General features: G+C 72.1%; 10 protein-coding genes. 3 read left to right on the top strand and 7 right to left on the bottom strand.

Annotated features, from left to right (window positions below; all coding sequences use genetic code 11):
* Window positions 1-97: 97 nt before the first annotated feature.
* Window positions 98-1,288, bottom strand: coding sequence for an ArsB/NhaD family transporter (locus ABCR83_RS30595; protein ID WP_462698499.1), 1,191 nt, complete (start codon window positions 1,286-1,288; stop codon window positions 98-100).
* A gap of 70 nt (window positions 1,289-1,358) precedes the next feature.
* Between ABCR83_RS30595 and ABCR83_RS30590 the strand changes: the two genes are divergently transcribed.
* Window positions 1,359-7,328, top strand: a complete 5,970-nt coding sequence (locus ABCR83_RS30590) for a WD40 domain-containing protein (protein ID WP_462698498.1) — start codon at window positions 1,359-1,361, stop codon at window positions 7,326-7,328.
* 15 nt (window positions 7,329-7,343) lie between these two features.
* Here ABCR83_RS30590 and ABCR83_RS30585 read toward each other — a convergent pair whose 3' ends face one another.
* From ABCR83_RS30585 to ABCR83_RS30560, 6 genes are all read right to left on the bottom strand, one after another.
* The gene (locus ABCR83_RS30585) at window positions 7,344-7,988 is read right to left on the bottom strand and encodes a CBS domain-containing protein (RefSeq protein ID WP_462698501.1); all 645 of its coding nucleotides are present in this window, start codon (window positions 7,986-7,988) and stop codon (window positions 7,344-7,346) included.
* Between the two features lie 116 nt (window positions 7,989-8,104).
* Window positions 8,105-9,418, bottom strand: coding sequence for an ATP-binding protein (locus ABCR83_RS30580; protein WP_462698497.1), 1,314 nt, complete (start codon window positions 9,416-9,418; stop codon window positions 8,105-8,107).
* Window positions 9,415-10,119: a hypothetical protein gene (locus tag ABCR83_RS30575; protein WP_462698496.1), complete on the bottom strand. Its 705-nt coding sequence runs from the start codon at window positions 10,117-10,119 to the stop codon at window positions 9,415-9,417. Before ABCR83_RS30575 ends, ABCR83_RS30580 begins: the two co-directional genes overlap by 4 nt.
* Window positions 10,116-10,736: a class F sortase gene (locus ABCR83_RS30570; protein WP_462698495.1), complete on the bottom strand. Its 621-nt coding sequence runs from the start codon at window positions 10,734-10,736 to the stop codon at window positions 10,116-10,118. The genes ABCR83_RS30575 and ABCR83_RS30570 overlap by 4 nt, the downstream gene beginning before the upstream one ends.
* 108 nt (window positions 10,737-10,844) lie before the next feature.
* The gene (locus ABCR83_RS30565; protein ID WP_462698494.1) at window positions 10,845-11,480 is read right to left on the bottom strand and encodes a hypothetical protein; all 636 of its coding nucleotides are present in this window, start codon (window positions 11,478-11,480) and stop codon (window positions 10,845-10,847) included.
* Window positions 11,481-11,818: 338 nt separating this feature from the next.
* Window positions 11,819-14,038 carry an NADP-dependent isocitrate dehydrogenase gene (locus tag ABCR83_RS30560; RefSeq protein WP_462698493.1) on the bottom strand — a complete coding sequence of 740 codons (2,220 nt, stop codon included), beginning with the start codon at window positions 14,036-14,038 and terminating at the stop codon, window positions 11,819-11,821.
* Between the two features lie 200 nt (window positions 14,039-14,238).
* On the opposite strand from ABCR83_RS30560, the gene ABCR83_RS30555 reads away from it, so the two are divergent.
* Together ABCR83_RS30555 and ABCR83_RS30550 are read left to right on the top strand one after the other, a co-directional pair.
* Window positions 14,239-14,775 (top strand): GbsR/MarR family transcriptional regulator, encoded by a 537-nt coding sequence (locus tag ABCR83_RS30555; RefSeq protein ID WP_462698492.1) that lies wholly within the window; start codon window positions 14,239-14,241, stop codon window positions 14,773-14,775.
* Window positions 14,772-16,325, top strand: a complete 1,554-nt coding sequence (locus ABCR83_RS30550; RefSeq protein ID WP_462698491.1) for an MFS transporter — start codon at window positions 14,772-14,774, stop codon at window positions 16,323-16,325. Before ABCR83_RS30555 ends, ABCR83_RS30550 begins: the two co-directional genes overlap by 4 nt.
* Window positions 16,326-16,617 lie beyond the last annotated feature (292 nt).

Below are 16,617 nucleotides of genomic sequence, written 5' to 3'. Positions count from 1 at the left end.
CGCCTTGCAGCTGCACGCACCGGACGCCGCTCGCTGATCCGGCCTAGATCTTCAGTACACTCCTAGGGGGTGTCCGATCGGTCGGCACAGGCCCTGATCACCGGGTCGCCGCGAGTGCCGCCGCGGCCGCCAGCACGGCCCCCGCGGCAAGCACCGCGCCGGTGCCGATGAACCGCCCGAGCGGCACCCCGACCCCCTGCGCATGGCAGCGTTCGAACCACAGCAGGGTGGCCAGCGACGCCCAAGGAGTGATCACCGGGCCCGCGTTGGTGCCGATGAGCAGCGCCAGCAACTGGTCGTGATTGGCCACCGGAACAACGGATTCCGCCGCCAGATAGACCGGCAGGTTGTTCAGCGCGTTGGACATCCCCCCACCGACCGCCCCGGCCCGTAGCATGCCGGGCAGCCCGCCGTCCGAGCCCACCGCGGCGGACAGCACATGGTGCAGCCCATGCACATCGACCGTCTCCACCACCAGGAACAACCCCGGCACCAGGACCAGTAGCCGCCAGGGGACCAGGGACAGCCGCAACACCGACCTCCGCCGCACCGCGAAGGCCGCCACCGCCACTGCGGCGGCCGCCGCGGAAGCCGCCCACAGCGGGATGGCCGCGACCAGTATGGCCAGCAGAAAACCCGCGCACGCCAGCGCGCACACCCGGAACAGCACCCGGTCGGCGGGCCGGTGCGCAGCCGGCGGAACATATCGGTCCACGCCTCGTCTGCCCCGGCGCCAGTAGAACAGCCACAGACACCCCATCGTCACCGCGATCGCGGCCAGTTGGGGAGCCCACATCCGCGCGGCCAGGCCCGCGGGGGAGAGCGCCACCCGGTCGGCGGCCAGCAGATTCGTCAGATTGGACACGGGCAGCAGCAGGCTCGCCGTATTCGCCAGCCACACCGTGGTCATCGCCAGCGGCACCGCCGCGATCCCCACCCGCGACGCCAACGCCAGCATCACCGGGGTCAGCAGTACCGCCGTGGTGTCCAGATTGAGCGTCATCGTGGTCACCGAGGCGAACCCCACACACAGCACAAACAGCACGCCATAGCTGCCCCGGCCCGCGCGCGCCACCGTGGACGCCACCACATCGAACACCTCTGCCCGGCTGGTCAGTTCGGCCAGCACGATCACCGTGCCCAGAAACGCCAGCAACGGCGCGATCCGCGCCATCGCATCACGCGCGGGCTCGGCGGGCAGCAGGCCGCCGGCCAGGCACAGCAGCCCGCAGGCCAGTATCCCTCCGGCCAGCCAGTCCAGTGGATGCAGACGGTTCACGGCACGCACGGGTCAGAGCATCGCACACGTTTCGTACGATCCGGTGACCCGGGGTGACGCGATCCGTACCATGGACACCATGGTCGAGCGCCGGGAACTCACGGGACAGCAGGGGCCGTTGGACTTCTTCATCAGCTACTCGCCGGCCGACGAGCGCTGGGCGTCCTGGATCGCCTGGACCCTGGAAGAGGCCGGATACCGCACCGTTCTCCAGGCATGGGACTTCGTCCCCGGCACCAACTTCGTCGACTTCATGGACCGGGGCGTCAGCGAGTCCGCCGCCGTGATCGCCGTCCTCTCCCACCACTACGAACGCTCCCGATACGGCCGCATGGAGTGGCAGGCCGCGCTGCGCGCCGACCCCGACGCCCCCGAGCGCAGACTGATCACCGTCCGCGTCGAGGACATCCCGGTCGAGGGCCTGCTCGCCACCATCACCTATGTCGACCTGGTCGGCGTCCAGGAGAGCACGGCCGCCCGTGACCTGCTGCTCACCCGCATCGGTCAGGCCGTGGCCGGCCGGGCCCGGCCCGACCGGCACCCGGGCTTCCCCGGCGGCCCGGCCGGCCCGCCCGCGGCCCCGCCGGACACCCGGCCGCTGCCCGAGCGGCAGCCCGGCAGCCCGGGCTGGGCCGGACGCCGCCGCCCCGCGGCCCCGCCCCGCTACCCCCCGGCCACCGAGAACGGCCATGCCCGGGAGGCGGTGTGCGTCCTCCACCTCGCCGGACCCGGCTTCGGCCGCGGCGCCGACCCCGCCGAACTCCAGGCCGCCATCTGGAGCGACCTCGTCGAACTCACCGACGCCGGGGCACCCGCCCCCGACCTCCTGGTCGTCACCGGCGACCTCACCGCCTCCGGCAGCCCCCGCGAATGCGACCAGGCGCTGACCTTCCTGACCGGACTGCGGGCCAGACTCGGCCTGACGGCCGACCGGCTCGCGGTCGTACCCGGCGGCCAGGACGTCAGCCTGGCCGCCTGCCAGGCCTACTTCAGCACCTGCGAGGCCGACGAGATGCAGCCCAGGCCGCCCTACTGGCCCAAGTGGCGCCACTACGCCCGGCTGTTCCAGGAGCTCTACCAGGGCCTCGACACCGTCTTCGACGGCGACCAGCCCTGGAGCCTGTTCCCCGTCCCCGCCCTGCGCACCGTCGTCGCCGGGCTCAACTCCTCGATGGCCTACAGCCACCGGCCCGACGACCGGTACGGCCGGCTCGGCCCCGAACAGGCCGCCTGGTTCGCCCAGGCGCTGCGCCCCTATGAGCAGGAGGGCTGGCTGCGGCTCGGCGCCCTGCGCCATCCGCCGGACGCCCACCGGCGGCTCGACCCCGACGCCCACACCGCCGTCGCACCCGCCCACCCGCGCCCCTTCGGCCACGACCCCGGCGCCGCCGGCCCCGGACGCCGGCCCGGCAGCATGACACTGCGCGACACGGACGTCCTCGCCCGGCTCACCGCACCCCGCCTGCACCTGCTGCTGCACGGCCCCACCGCCGGACCGCGCGCCACCCCCGCCGACCCCACCGCCACCGCGCTGCCCCTCGCCTCCGGCGAGCTGCCGCTGCTGGGCGTCGCCGGCCCGGCCCGGCACCAACTGCTGCACATCACCCGGGACGGCCTCGCCCGCTGGCCGGAGCGCCCCGACCGCCCGCCCTGGCGGTATGCGACCGAATGGCGCGGCACCCGGCGCATCTTCGGGCCACCGCACCCCTCACCCGCCCCCGGCACCGAAGAACCCGCGTACCCCACGGCCGTCCCGGCCGCCCTCGGGAGCGCGGACGACCCCGGGCACCCGGAACCCGAGGGCGGCCGCACCGTCCAGAGCCCGCTGGACGCCCTCATCGCCCGCGTCGCCGAGGTCTGCCGCATCCGGCACGAAGGCGTCCACCTGCGCCGCATCCCCGGCGACACCCCGGGCCTGCTGGTCACCTGGACCGAATCCGGCTTCGTCCGCCAGCAACGCGTCGCCGTGTGCGTGGGCGTCCCCCGGGAGGAGGACGTCGACCGCTTCGTCGACCACATCTACGCCTCCAGCACCGACGCCGACGCCGAACTCGTCCACGACGGCCCGCCACCCCCGCGCGAACTGCGCGAGCGCGCCCGCCGCCGCGGAGTCCTCATCCGCAGCTTCACCGAATTCCAGGGCCTGCTGGACCTGCGCGGCCATGTCGCCGCCCAGACCGAGCAACTGAGCACCGACCAGCAGTACCCCCCGAGCCTCTACCTCCCCCAGCGCTACCGCGAGGTCGAACGCCCCGGAGCCGTCGAGCACGACGGGCTGGTGGACAACCTGCTGCAACTCCTGGCCGCCGAACACGGCCGGTTCGTCCTGCTGCTCGGCGAGTTCGGCCATGGCAAGACCTTCGCGCTGCGCGAGCTCGCCCGCCGCCTGCCCGGGGAACTGCCCCACCTGTCCCCGCTGCTCATCCAGCTGAGCACCCTCGACAAGGCCCACACCCTCGACGGACTCGTCGCCGCCTACCTGGCCACCCATGGCGTCGACAGCATCGACCTGCGAGCCTTCCGGTACATGCTGCGACAGGGCCGCATCGTGCTGCTCTTCGACGGATTCGACGAACTGGTCGACCACGTCAGCTACGACCGGGCCGCCGACCACCTCCAGGTGCTGCTCGACGCCGCGGTGGACAACGCCAAGATCGTCGTCACCAGCCGCACCCAGCACTTCCGCTCCCAGGCCCAGGTGCTCACCGCGCTCGGCGAACGCGTCGGACTGCTTCCCCAGCGCCGCCTGCTGGCCCTCCAGGAGTTCACCCCCCAGCAGATCCGCGCCTACCTGGTGAACCGCTATGGCGACGACTACGCCGCCGACCGCCGGGTCCGCCTGCTCGAGGGCATCCCCGACCTGCTCACCCTCTGCCGCAACCCCCGGCTGCTCAGCTTTGTCGCCGACCTCGAGCACGAGCGGCTGCGCGCGGTGGCGGGCGCCGGGCGTGCCCTGAGCCCGGCCGGACTGTACGAGGAAGTCTTCACCTCCTGGCTCCAGTTCGAGGAACGGCGCGGCCGGGGAAACCGCGGCAGCGCACCCGGGCTCAGCCTGCGCCAGCTGTGGCGCGGCGTGACGACGCTGGCCCTGCGCCTGTGGGAGAGCGGCGAAAGCGCCCTGCGGCTGGACGAGTTGACCGACGTGGCCGAGGCACTGGCCGAACTCGCCGACAGCAGGCTGTCCGTGCCCCAGGCGGCCCACGCCGTCGGATCCGGGAGCCTGCTGGTCCGCACCGACGACGGCCTGTTCCACTTCATCCACGGTTCCGTCGTGGAATGGCTGGTGGCGCGCGAGGCCGCCACCCGCCTCGGCCGGGCGGACGCCCGGGAGACGGCCGGGTCCGGCCTGCTCGCCCGCCGCCCGCTGAGCCGGCTGGCGGTCGAGTTCCTCTGTGACATCGCCGACCACCAGACCTGCCAGCAGTGGGCGGAACGGACCCTGGCCGACCGGCCGGGAAGCGGCCGGGCAGGGGAGGAGACCGCCCGGGCCAACGCGGTCAAGGTCCTCAACCGGCTCCGGGTCCCCGCCCACACCGACCTGCGGGGCGCCCTGCTGGCCGGTGAGGACCTCTCCTATCGCGACTTCTCCGGCGTCGACCTCACCCGCGCCGACCTCACCGACGCGAGCCTGGTCGGAGCGGGCTTCTCCGGCGCCGTCCTGCGTGACGCCCGGCTCACCGGCGCCCGCCTCGACGACGCCGACCTGACGAACGCCGACCTGCGCGGCGCCGACCTGCGCGGCGCCCGGCTCATCCGCACCGCCCTGCACGGAGCCCGGGTGACCGGGAGCCGCTGGCACCAGGCGGCACTGATCAACACGGTGGCCGACCAGGCCACGCTGGACACCCCGGAACTCCGGTCCGCGGCCGTCGCCCCCGGCCTGTCCGCCCAGGCCGGGTTCCGGCCCTCGGCGGTCGGCGTGCCCTATGGCTTCGACATCCGCACCAGCCGCCTCCCCGAACCCGTCTCCTACAGCCCCGGCGGCGAACTCCTCGCACTCGGCAGCGAGGACGGCGGAGTCCTGGTGTGCGACGCCGCGACCGGCACCGCCCTGCGCACCCTCCAGGGCCACACCGGCCGCGTCTACGCCGTCAAATTCCGCGGCGAGGTGCTGGTCACCGGCGGAGCGGACGGCATCGTCCGGCTGTGGGACCCGGTCGCCGGAACCTGCCGCCATGAACTGGACGTCCACCCCGACGGAGTGTGGCCGGTCTCCCTCGACGCCTCCGGCGACCGGCTGGCCACCGGCGACGCCGAAGGCACGGTCACCCTCTGGGACGTCACCACCGGGACGGCGACCCACCGGCTCTCCGGCCACCGGGCACCCGTCTACACCGCGGTCTTCAGCCCGGACGGCACGCTTCTGGCCACCGGCGACGCCGCCGCGGCCCTGCGCCTGTGGGACTCCGCCACCGGCCGCCTGCTGGGCGAGTTCACCGGCCACCGGGGGGCCGTCTACCGCGCCCGCTTCAGCCCGGACGCCACCCTGCTCGCCACCGGCGACAAGGGCGACGACGACCGGGGCACCGTACGCGTCTGGAACGTCGCGGACCAGCGGCTGCGCCATGAACTCACCGGCCACTCCGGGCGGGTGTACACCCTGGACTTCCACCCCGGCGGCCGGCTCCTGGCCAGCGGCGACACCGACGGTCAGGTGCGGCTCTGGGACCCCCTGACCGGCACTCCCGCGGGAGCACCGCCCCGGCTCCGGGGCGGCGCCGTCTACCAGGTGGTCTTCGACCCCGAGGGCACCATGCTGGCCGCGGGCGACAGCGACGGCGCGGTCCGCCTCTGGCGGATCGCCCGGCACCCCGACGGCTGGTCGGCCGTCCCGCTGCGCCAGCAACCCGACGACCACCAAGGGTCCGTCTGGGCCTGCCGGTTCCGCCCCGGCTCCGGCACCCAGGACTCCGGCCCGCTGCTGGTGTCCGTGGGCAACGAGGGAGTGGTGCGGCTGTGGGACACCTCCACCGGACAGGGCAGGCGCATCCTGCGCGGGCACGGCCGCAAGGTCACCGGCCTGGCCTTCAGCCCCGACGGCAACCACCTGGCCGCCTGCGGCAACGACGGAGTGGTACGCCTGTGGGAGCCCGCCACCGGCCGCCGGGTGCGCGAACTCTCCGGCCGCAACGACCGCCTGGTCTCGGTCGTGTTCCACCCCAAGGGGCCGGTCCTGGCCACCTCCAGCAGCGACGGCGACGTCTACCTCTGGAACGCCGCCACCGGCGAGTACCAGCGGGAACTCGACGCCGAGACCGACCATGTGTGGGCCGAGACCTTCAGCGGCGACGGCGAACTCCTCGCCACCGCCAACGACGACGACACCGTCCGGCTGTGGTACCGCAGCACGGGCGCCCATGTGGCGACCCTCGCCCAGCACCGGGGCCGGGTCCGGTCGATCGCCTTCCGGGCGGACGGCTCGGGCCTGGCCACCGGCTGCGACGACCGCTACGTCCGGCTGTGGGACCTCGCGTACAACCGGCTCACCGCCGAACTCGACGGCCACGCCGACCGCGTGTACGCGGTGGTCTTCGGCCCCGGCGACTCCTGGCTGGCGAGCGCCTCCTGGGACGGCCAGGCCATCGTCTGGCACGACGGCACCCCCGCGCACCGGCTGCGCGGACACACCGGCCGCCTGTGGGCCGCCGCCGCCCACCCCGTCCGGCCCCTGCTGGCCACCGCGGGCGACGACCGCACGGTACGCCTGTGGAATCCGCTCACCGGCGCCGACGCCGGCCAACTCACCGGCCACACCGGCCGGATCCTCGCCCTCGCCTTCAGCCCCGACGGCGCACTGCTGGCCAGCGGCGGCGCGGACGGCACCGTACGCCTGTGGACGGTGCCCGCCGAGGGCACGCCGTCCCCCAGGGCCACCCTGGTCGGCGTACCGGGCGGCTGGGCGGCGCTGACCCCCTCCGGCGGCTACAAGTACGACGGCGATATCGCGGGGGAGTTCTGGCACGTGGTGGGCATGTGCCGGTTCGAGCCGGGCGAACTCGACGACCACCTGCCGGGCGTCCGGCGCCTGGCGGCGGACGCCGAAATCTGAGCGGTCCCGGGGAAGTCAGCCGCGCTCCGCGGTCAGCTGGTGGTCGACGCTGACGACGCCGTCCACGCTCTTGCACAGGAGCACCAGCTCCGGGATCACGCGCTCGCTCGTCACCGAACCGCTCAGCCGCACCTGCCCGTTGTTCACCTCGACGCCGATGCTCGACGGCCGTTCGCGCAGCGCGCGGACGAGGACGTCCTCGATGATCTCCTGCCGTACGGCATTGTCGGTGCGGAGGAAGACCCGCAGCAGGTCGCTGCGGCTGACGAGACCCACCAGGCGCCCCGTCTCATCCACCACCGGAAGCCGCTTGATGCGGTGCTCCTCCATGGCGCGAGCGGCCTCGACCACTCCCCAGTCCGGCCGGGCACACACCGCGGGACTGGTCATCAGGCCCTCGGCGGTCGTCGCCTCGTGTTTGGGGTGCGCCGCGGCGCCGAAGGCATCCGGCCCGGGGCCGGCGGGATCCGCCTGCCGCGCCGCCTTGGCCAGCAGATCGGCCTCGGAGACGACGCCCAGCGGCCGGTCCTCGGAATCCACCACCGGGACCGCGGTGATGTCGTTCTCCTGAAGCACATGCACGATCTCCGTGAACAGGGTGCCGCGCTGTACCCGGACGACCGAGTGAGTCATCAGGTCAGCCACGGTTCGGTGTTGCAACATGATCCAGTCCCTTCGACGCACCCCCAGCCTCGCACATCGCCGCCAGTGCCGGGGCGCCCCGGGATGGGAAGCCCGCGGCCCTCGCGGGCGAACTCACGGCCGGGGCACCGCAGTCAACCCTCCGGGGTGTCCGTCGGCACGGGCAGGGTGAGGGTGCTGACGGCGCCCCCGTCGGGGGCGTTGGAGAACTCCAGTCCGGCACCGATCGTCCGGGCCTGGCCGGTGGCGATGGTCAGGCCCAGCCCATGGCCCTTGCTGCCGGTGGCCTGTGTCCGGAAGCGCTGGGGGCCCTGGTCCAGCAGGTAGTCCGGGTAACCGGCGCCATGATCGCGGACGGTGATCCTCGGACCGTCGACGGTCAGGATGACGGGCGGGCGGCCGTGCCGGTGGGCGTTGGCCAGCAGGTTGCCCAGGACGCGCTCCAGACGGCGCCGGTCGGTCACCACCCGGGTGTCGCGCACCACCCGGACCTCCGCTTCCTGGCCCGGGACCCGCGCCGCGTGCCCGGCCAGCCGCCCCAGCTCGTGCACATCGAGGTCGGCCTGCTCCGCCAGCGAGTCGAGCCGGGAGATCTCCAGCAGATCCTCGGTGAGCCGGCACAGATTCCGCACCCGGTCCTGGACCAGCTCGGTGGGGCGGCCGGGTGGCAACAGCTCGGCGGAGGCATGCAGGCCCGCCAGCGGGGTGCGCAGCTCATGGGCGACGTCGGCGGTGAAGCGCTGCTCGCTCTGCAGTCTGTCCTGGAGCGTGGCGGCCATGGCGTCGAGCGCCGCGGAGACCGCCGAGACCTCGTCCCGCTGCCGGTCCCCGCCCGGGCCGGCGGCACGGGGGTCGGCGACCCGGGCACCGAGATCACCGGTGCTGATCCTGCGGGCCACGGCGGCGGTGCGGTGCAGCCGACGGGTGACCCGGGAGACCGCGACGGTACCGATGAGCAGGGTGCAGACGATCGCCAGCACCGCCGAGATGGCGATCGCGTGGTCGAGGCCCGCGATGGTCTCGGCGCCGCGGTCGTAATCGGCCCTGGCCGTCAGTGCCTTGCCGTCCGCCGGGCTCGCGGCCCACATGATCCGCCGGCCCTCGTACTCGCCGAGCATGGTGCCGCGTTCGCCGCGCAGGGCGAGCTTGCGCAGCGGCTCGGGGAGGCCGGGCGGGTCCAGCTGCCCGGTCGGGGGCAGCGGGTTTCCGGCGGTATGGGCACGGACCGTGGCGTCCAGCCTGGACAGCGCCTCGGAGCGGGCCTGGTGGACGGTCTGCCCGGTGACGCTGACGTGCACCAGGATCCCGAGGACCACCGCGACCGTGCAGCAGGCGGCGGTGAGGAACAGGGTGAACTTCGCGTGCAGCGTCCTGGACCAGGCGGTCGGCCCGCCGGGCGGGAGGAGGCGCCGCAGCCGTCCGGCCGCCGCCCGGGCCCGGCCGCTCACCGGGCGGCCCCGGAGGGGGAACCGGTGGCCCGGGAGACCCTGCGGTACTCCTGGGACTGGAACTCCATGGCCCGCTGCCGGGCGTCCCACGAGTACACCGTGCGCTGCCGGTAGTCCGCCGCGGTCGTGTCCTCCCACACGATCAGATCGCGGCCCGCGACCTGCACCGCCTTGGCCTCGGCGGGATAGGACATGATGCGCTCGGCCTTCCCGCCGCGCAGGGTGTAGGCGCGCAGCGACAGGGCGCCGTCCGGCATGTCGATGCCGATGACCAGGTCGTCCCGGCCGTCGCCCGTCAGGTCGTGGTACTCGGGCCGGCGCACCGGACAGCCCGGCCCGGCGGCCGAGCACCCGGCGACCTTCCGGCGCGTCACGTCGTCCAGTCCGTCCGGCCCGGTGGTCACGGCGGGGTGCGCGGCGAGGTCGGCCCTGACCGTGGCGAGCGGATCCACGGCCCGGATGTCGCCGGAGCCCGTGGCGACCGGGGCGGGTGCCCGGGAAGGCCCGTCCGGTGCGCCGGACCACAGCAGTCTGGGGGCGTGGGCCGTCGGGGCCGGACCGGCGCTCACCGGGCCGCCGGTGGCCCCGCACCCGGCCAGTGGCACCACGACGCCCACCGCCACGGCCGGCAGGAGGGTACGCCACAGCACCCGGGCGGGACGCCGGGCGGAGGCGGGACGGGGGCGCTGCGGTCTGATCACTTCACGAGGTCGGCGTAGAGGATGATGTTGCCCGAGCGGTGGCCGTCGACGATCGGGCCGCCGCAGGTTATCAGCCGCAGTTCCGGGCGGTTGGTGTCGCCATAGACCTGTTCGGTCGGGAAGTCCTTCTTGTCCACCTGCTGGATCCTGTGGACCTTGAATGCCGCGGTGGTGCCGTCGGCCCGCCCCACCTCGATCACATCGCCGAGTTTGATCTTTGCGACGTCTCTCATCAGGGCGGGGCCCTTGGCGGTGTCATAGTGGGCGACCAGGACGGACGGCCCCTTCTCCCCGGGGGTGACGCCCCGGTCGTACCAGCCCGCCAGCTCCGCCCGGTCGACCGGCGGCACCTGCAGCTCGCCTGCGCCGTCCAGCCCGAGCCGGAGCACCGGGCCGGCGTCGACGCCCGCGGACGGGATCTTCACCCGGGTCGGCCGGGACGGCTTCATGGGCTCGGCGGCCCGTCCGGCCGGGGCGGTGGCGGCGTTCTCGACGGCGACGTCGGGCGCGGGAGCTCCGTTCTGACTGCAGGCCAGCAGCCCGCCGCCCACGGCGAGGGCGAGCACACTCGCGATCACGACCCCGCGGACCCGGGGAGCGGCGGCTGTGGTGGTCACGGAAGCTCCTGAAGTTCCTGAAGTGATGGATGAAGACGCGCGGAGTGGGCGGGCCGCACGGTGCGTCGCGGGCCCGCCCGGTAACCCCTCAGCGTCCGGCGGCCGGGATCAGGAGTCGATCCGGGCGGCATCGCGGCGGCGCAGCATGGCGAACCCCAGACCCGCGGCACCCGCCGCGGCCACCCCGCCGCCCGCGGCGAGCAGCGTGCCATCGGCCGGGCCCACGCCCTCGGCACCGGCCTTGACGGCGCCCTTCGGGGTGACCTGGGTCTGCTGGCCGCTCCGCTTCTGCTCGTCCTTCTTCTTGTTGCCCCCCTCGGCCCAGGAGGTCATGGTGCCGTCCGGGTTGAGGACGAAGTGGGCACCGTTGTGCTGCCCGTAAGCGGACTTGCCGCCGGTCGTCTTGAGGGTGTCCCAGACGATGGTCTTTCCGGAGTTGGGGGCCGGGGCCATGATGTCGGCCTCGTAATGGCCGCCGACCTTGTAGATCTTGGCGGTGAATCCACCGGCGAGCTGCTTGGCGGCGACGAAGGTCCGGCCGCCCTTGGGCTGCTCCTTCTTCTGCTCATCCTTCTTCCCGGGCTTGGCGGTCTCGGGCCCGGCGGTCTCGCTCTGCGAGGCGGACGGCGACGTCTGCGGTGCGTCGGAGGCGAAGGCGGCGGCCGAAGGGATGAGGATCGCGGCGCCCGCGGCGGTGGCGATCGCGGCGGTACGGACTGCGTTACGGCGACGGATGACAGCCACGACAGTGCTCCTTCTCTGTGGGGTGAAGAGGGGATTCGCCACCGTTCACACCTTGTGTCCCGGCGACAAGAAGGAACCTATGGATCCGCTGTTGCGATAAATCTGCGGCTGTGTAACAGCCGGCCATAGGCATTGCCATAAAGGTGTCACTCGTTCAATTCGCAAGAAATAACCGGCCGTTCTGCGGAGAGCGGAAGGCGGGCGAATAGTCCCTTCGGTCATTTCGGCCTCGTACTTTCGGCCGAGGAGCGCGCAATTCGCGAGAACGCGAACGCCCCCGGCCGGGCGAGCTGCCGGCCGGGGGCGGAAACGGGGTGGTGGTTTCCGGAAGCGGAGGTTCAGCCGAGCGTCGCCAGCGCCTGGTTGAAGGTCTTCGACGGACGCATCACGGCCGAGGCCTTGGCCGGGTCGGGCTGGAAGTAGCCACCGATGCCGGCCGGTGAGCCCTGTACCGCGATCAGCTCGTCGACAATGGTCCGCTCCTGCTCGGTCAGCGTCCCGGCGAGGGCGGTGAACGCCTGGGCGAGTTGCGCGTCGGCGGTCTGCCCGGCCAGCTCCTGCGCCCAGTAGAGCGCCAGGTAGAAGTGGCTGCCACGGTTGTCGATGCCGCCCAGGCGACGGCTCGGCGACTTGTCCTCGTTGAGGAAGGTCGCGGTGGCGCGGTCCAGGGTGTCGGCGAGGATCTGGGCCCGCGCGTTGTCCGTGGTCTGCGCCAGGTGCTCGAAGCTGGCCGCCAGCGCGAAGAACTCGCCCAGGCTGTCCCAGCGCAGGTAGTTCTCCTTGACCAGCTGCTGGACGTGCTTCGGCGCGGAGCCGCCGGCGCCCGTCTCGAACAGGCCGCCGCCGTTCATCAGCGGGACGACCGACAGCATCTTGGCGCTCGTGCCGAGCTCCAGGATCGGGAACAGGTCGGTCAGGTAGTCACGCAGCACATTGCCGGTCACCGAGATGGTGTTCAGGCCCCTGCGGATGCGCTCCAGGGAGAACTTGGTCGCCTCGACCGGCGACATGATCTCGATCTGCAGACCCTCGGTGTCGTGCTCCGGCAGGTACGCCCTGACCTTCTCGATGAGCTTGGCGTCGTGCGCGCGGTGCTCGTCCAGCCAGAACACGGCCGGGTCGCCGGTGGCGCGGGCGCGGGTGACGGCAAGCTTGACCCAGTCACGGATCGGCAGGTCCTTGGCCTGGCACATGCGGAAGATGTCACCGGCGGCGACCTTCTGCTCCAGGACCGCCTCACCCTTCTCGTTCACCACCCGGACCGTGCCCGCGGCCGGGATCTCGAAGGTCTTGTCGTGGCTGCCGTACTCCTCGGCCTTCTGCGCCATCAGCCCGACGTTGGGCACCGAGCCCATCGTCGACGGGTCGAAGGCGCCGTGTGCGCGGCAGTCGTCGATGACCGCCTGGTAGACGCCGGAGTAGCTGCTGTCGGGCAGCACGGCGAGAGTGTCGGCCTCCTGGCCGTCCGGGCCCCACATGTGGCCGGAGGTACGGATCATGGCCGGCATCGAGGCGTCGACGATGACATCGCTCGGCACATGCAGGTTGGTGATCCCCTTGTCGGAGTCCACCATCGCCAGGGCCGGGCCGTCGGCGAGCTCGGCGTCGAAGGACGCCTTGATCGCGTCGCCCTCGGGCAGCGCCGCCAGGCCGCCCAGGATGGCTCCGAGGCCGTCGTTCGGGCTCAGGCCGGCCGCGGCGAGCGTCTCGCCGTACGCGGCAAAGGTCTTCGGGAAGAAGGCCCGGACGACATGGCCGAAGACGATCGGGTCGGAGACCTTCATCATCGTGGCCTTGAGGTGCACCGAGAACAGCACACCCTCGGCCTTGGCCCGGGCGACCTGCGCCGCGAGGAACTCGTGCAGCGCGGCCACCCGCAGCACGGACGCGTCCACGACCTCGTCCGCGAGCACCGGCACCGACTCGCGCAGGACGGTGGTGGTGCCGTCGTCACCGGCGAGCTCGATACGCAGCGAACCGGCCTCGGCGATCACCGCGGACTTCTCCGTGGAGCGGAAGTCGTCGGCGCCCATGGTCGCGACGTTGGTCTTTGAACCGGCCGTCCACGCGCCCATGCGGTGCGGGTGCGTCCTGGCGTAGTTCTTGACCGACGCGGGGGCGCGGCGGTCGGAATTGCCCTCGCGCAGAACCGGGTTGACGGCGCTGCCCTTGACCTTGTCGTAACGCGCGCGGACGTCCTTGTCCTGCTCGGTCTTCGGGTCGTCCGGGTAGTCCGGCAGCGCGTAGCCCTGCTGCTGCAGCTCGGCGATCGCCGCCTTCAACTGCGGAATCGAAGCCGAGATGTTCGGCAGCTTGATGATGTTCGCCCCGGGTGTCTTCGCCAGCTCACCGAGCTCGGCGAGCGCGTCGTCGATGCGCTGGTCCTCCCGGAGGAACTCCGGGAAGCCGGCAATGATCCGCCCCGCCAGAGAGATGTCACGAGTCTCCACGGTGACCCCGGCCGTCGAGGCATACGCCTCGACCACGGGCAGGAACGAGTACGTCGCCAGGGCCGGGGCCTCGTCGGTGTGCGTATAGATGATGGTCGGGTCAGTCACCGGGTGCTCCGCTCCACGTCTACAACATTGCTTGACGTCAAGATATCTCGTCCCCGACCCCCTCTCGACAGGGCCCTGGCCCGGGCCGGTGGCGGGGGGGAGGGGTTGACGAAATCTTGACGTGACCGGGGCATGGGCTGTAATTACAGTAGTGACTGAAACAACTAGAAGTTGCTGTACGCCTTAGGAGGCACTGCATCATGTCGCCAGCTGACGACCCGAGGCCGGGCCCGAACCCGGAGGACGTTCTGGCCTGGATGGACCAGGTGGCCGCGTGGTACATGCAGCAGGCGGGCTGGCCGCCGATCATGGGCCGGACCATGGCGTGGCTCATGGTGTGCGAACCCGAGGAACAGACCGCCGCGCAGATCGCCGAGGCCGTGCACGCCAGCCGTGCCTCGCTGACGACCACGCTGAGACTGCTCACCGAGGCACGGATGGTGCAGACGGTCACGCGCGCCGGTGAACGGGCCGCGTACTACCGGCTCACCGAGGGCGCCTGGTCCGCGATGCTCAAGCGACGCCTGGAAAGCATGACGTCCTTTGTGGACATCACAAGCGGCGGACTGCGGCTCTTCCCGGACGGCGGGCCGCGCGCGGCCCGGATGCGCGAGGCCCATCGGTTGTTCCAGTGGCTGAACTCCGAGGCGGAACCCATGTGGAAGCGCTGGGACGCTGTCAACCGCGCTGCCCAGCAGGACGATCCGGACGAGGACGTGGACGGGATGTCGCTATGACCAATGAGGAGACGCGCAAATGGTGGGCCCTGTCGGCAATCGGTGTCAGCCTCCTGGCCGTTGGTGTGGATGCGACGATCCTCAATGTCGCACTGCCCACGGTGAGCGCCGATCTGGAGGCGTCCACCAGCCAGCTGCAGTGGATCGTTGACGCCTTCACCCTGGTACTGGCCGCGGTCCTGCTGCCGGCCGGCCTGCTGGGTGACAAGTTCGGCCGCAAGAAGTTCCTCATCGCCGCGCTGCTGTTGTTCGGATCCGCATCGCTGTGGTGCGCCTATTCGGGCTCCGCCGGGCAACTGGTCGCCGCACGTGCGACATTGGGCCTGGCCGCCGCGTTCCTGGTGCCCCTGTCGACTTCCGTTCTGCTGAATCTCTTCGAGTCCGAGGCCGAGCGGACCAAGGCGATCGGAGTGGTCGCCGTCTCACAGATGCTCGGGCTCCCCCTGGGGCCGATCATCGGCGGTGCCCTGCTCAACCACTTCTGGTGGGGATCCGTCTTCCTCATCAATGTGCCCATGGTGCTGCTGGGCGTCCTGGCCGTGGCCAAGCTGGTGCCCGAATCGCGCAGCACCCAGCGGGTCGGCATCGATGTACCGGGCGTGCTGATTTCCAGCGTCGGCCTGACCGCCCTGACCTATGGCGCGATCGAGGCGGGCGAGAAGGGCTGGGGCAGCAAGGAAACCGTCCTGGCGCTGATCGGCGGGGCCCTGGCGCTGATCCTGTTCGTCCTGTGGGAGATCCGGGTCGCCGCCGCGGGCAAGGACCCACTGGTCGACCTCACCCTCTTCCGCGGCCGTGGTTTTGTGTGGGGATCGGTGCTCAGCACCATCGTCAGCTTCGCGATGTTCGGCCTGATGTTCGCCCTGCCGCAGTACTTCCAGGCGGTACTGGGCGCAGACGCCCTGGGCACCGGCCTGCGGCTGCTGCCGCTGATCGGCGGCCTGCTGGTGGGTGCCGGCGCGATCAACAAAGCGCCCGCCCAACTGGGCCCGCGTGCCGTACCGGCGCTGGGCTTCTTCGTGGTGAGCGCGGGCCTGTTCATGGGGACCTACACCGAGACGGACTCGGGCTATGGCTATGTGGCCATCTGGCTTGTGGTGATCGGCGCCGGCCTGGGCCTGGCGATGACCCGCTCCATGGCGGCGGCGCTCAACTCCCTGTCCAAGGAGCGCAGCGGGGTCGGCTCGGCGGTGGTGCAGGCGCTGCGCCAGGTCGGCGGCGCGATCGGCGTCGCGGTCCTCGGCGCGGTCGCCAACTCCTCCTACCGCAACAACCTGGACCTCAAGGGTGCTCCGCAGCAACTGGAGCATGAGGTCGGGCGCAGTGTCTCCACCGGCGTGGCCATCGCCGGCAAGCTCAAGAGCGCCACGCTGCTGGAGTCGGTCGCCGACGCGTTCATGACCGCGATGCACACCCTGCTGTTCGTCTGCTCGGGGATCTGCGTGGTGGCCGCGCTGCTCGCCCTGGCCTTTATGCCCAGGCGTGCCGCCGTGCCGCAGGAGAGCACGACGGGGGCCAGGGGAGCGGACGTCTCCGACTCGGTCGCCTGAAACAACCCCCGGTTTCCGGCGGCCGTGAAAGGGCCGTGGCCCCCCAGGGTCGTACCAACCGTGCCCCGGCGGGGGTGCGGGGCCGCGGGGCCCGGACCCCCGTTGGTTGACCGGGGGGGGGCTGACCCCCCCGCCCCCGCCGGGTTTTTTTTGTTGTGGGGGGGGGGGGGGGGGGGGTGCGGTCTCTCCGCCCCCTGGCGCTCTCCGGTGCCCCCCCCCAAAGTGGAGAATTGGGGGGGGCTGGGGGCGCTGGGGCGGCCCCCCGCCCCACGGCGGGTGTGGATCATGGGCG

The organism is Streptomyces xingningensis (genome assembly GCF_054957865.1).
The sequence above is the reverse complement of the archived record's forward strand: the minus strand, read 5'-3'. Positions and strand labels throughout refer to the sequence as shown.

Coding starts and splice junctions, on each gene's coding strand:
- ABCR83_RS30590 (WP_462698498.1), top strand. CDS start 1,359: ATGGTCGAGCGCCGGGAACTCACGGGACAGCAGGGGCCGTTGGACTTC.
- ABCR83_RS30550 (WP_462698491.1), top strand. CDS start 14,772: ATGACCAATGAGGAGACGCGCAAATGGTGGGCCCTGTCGGCAATCGGT.
- ABCR83_RS30555 (WP_462698492.1), top strand. CDS start 14,239: ATGTCGCCAGCTGACGACCCGAGGCCGGGCCCGAACCCGGAGGACGTT.